The sequence below is a fragment of the Streptomyces anatolicus genome (assembly GCF_019400875.1).
Lineage (GTDB): Bacteria > Actinomycetota > Actinomycetes > Streptomycetales > Streptomycetaceae > Streptomyces > Streptomyces anatolicus.
This window is the reverse complement of record NZ_WMBF01000807.1, coordinates 1-1,550: the sequence shown is the minus strand read 5'-3', so window position 1 is coordinate 1,550 and position 1,550 is coordinate 1. Positions and strand designations below refer to the sequence as shown.

Genomic DNA, 1,550 nt, shown 5'->3' with positions numbered 1-1,550 from the left:
GGCCCAGCCTCCGGCCCAGCCGCAGCCCCCCGTCGACCCCCGTACCGGTGCCGCCTGGCCGCAGGCCGTTCAGCACGATCAGCGTGAGCGCACCAACCCGGGGGCTCCGCTCGGTTACACCGCCGCCGTCGAGCTGTCCTCCGACCGCCTGTTGCGCAACACCAAGCCCAAGGCCAAGAGCAGCCGGGCCGGGGGCGGTTCGCGGTTCAAGCTCGGCGGGAAGAAGGAAGAGGCCGAGCGGCAGCGGAAGTTGGAGCTGATCCGCACCCCCGTCCTCTCCTGCTACCGCATCGCCGTCATCAGCCTCAAGGGCGGCGTCGGCAAGACGACCACGACCACCGCGCTCGGCTCGACGCTGGCCACCGAGCGGCAGGACAAGATCCTCGCCATCGACGCCAACCCCGACGCCGGTACGCTCGGGCGGCGCGTGCGGCGCGAGACCGGGGCCACCATTCGTGACCTCGTCCAGGCGATCCCGTACCTCAACTCGTACATGGACATCCGGCGCTTCACCTCGCAGGCGTCGTCCGGGCTCGAGATCATCGCCAACGACGTCGATCCGGCCGTGTCGACGACGTTCAACGACGAGGACTACCGGCGCGCCATCGACGTACTCGGCAAGCAGTACCCGATCATCCTGACGGACTCCGGTACGGGGCTGCTGTACAGCGCCATGCGGGGCGTGCTCGATCTCGCCGATCAGCTGATCATCATTTCCACGCCGTCGGTGGACGGTGCGAGCAGTGCGTCCACGACGTTGGACTGGCTGTCCGCGCATGGGTACGCCGATCTTGTCTCGCGGTCCATCACCGTCATCTCCGGAGTGCGCGAGACCGGGAAGATGATCAAGGTCGATGACATCGTTTCGCACTTCGAGACGCGGTGCCGGGGGGTTGTCGTCGTCCCCTTCGACGAGCATCTCGCCGCCGGTGCGGAGGTCGATCTCGACATGATGCGGCCGAAGGTGCGGGAGGCGTACTTCAATCTCTCGGCGATGGTGGCCGAGGACTTTGTGCGGGCTCAGCGGCAGCAGGGGCTGTGGACTTCGGATGGGAATCCGCCGCCGCGGGTGGCTCCGCCGTTGCCAGGGCAGGGGGTGGCTTCGCCTGGGGGCCGGCAGTCGTACGGTTCTCAGGCGGCGGTGCCTCAGCAGCAGGCGCCTTTCCAGCAGGCGCCTCCGCAGCAAGTGCCTCCGCAGCAGGCGCAGGCGCCCCAGGCTTACCCGCAGCAGGGGTGGCAGCAGCCGCAGGGGCAGCCTTCGCAGCCGGCGCATCCTCAGGCTCCGCAGGCCCAGGCCCAGGCCCAGGCGCACGCCCCCGCCCCGGATGGGCAGGAACCGCAGGCCGTGCAGCCCGGGGCCCCGTTCCAGCCTGGGGCGCCTTTCCAGGCGCCGCAGCCGCAGCAGCCGCCTCAGCAGTAGGTTCCGTCGCTCGACCAGCGGGCCCGCGCCGTTCCCCGGCGCGGGCCCGTTCGCGTACCGCCCTCTTCACCGCGCCCGGCGCCGAGGGCTGTGCCCACCCGTTCCGCCCTGCGGAACGCCTGCCCACAGC

The 1,550-nt window shown here is 70.5% G+C and carries 1 protein-coding gene; it reads left to right on the top strand.

What is annotated here, in order from left to right; all coding sequences use genetic code 11:
- On the top strand, positions 1-1,420 hold a 1,420-nt coding region (locus GKQ77_RS32620), incomplete at its 5' end, for a MinD/ParA family ATP-binding protein (protein WP_219692762.1).
- Between the last annotated feature and the right edge of the window lie 130 nt (positions 1,421-1,550).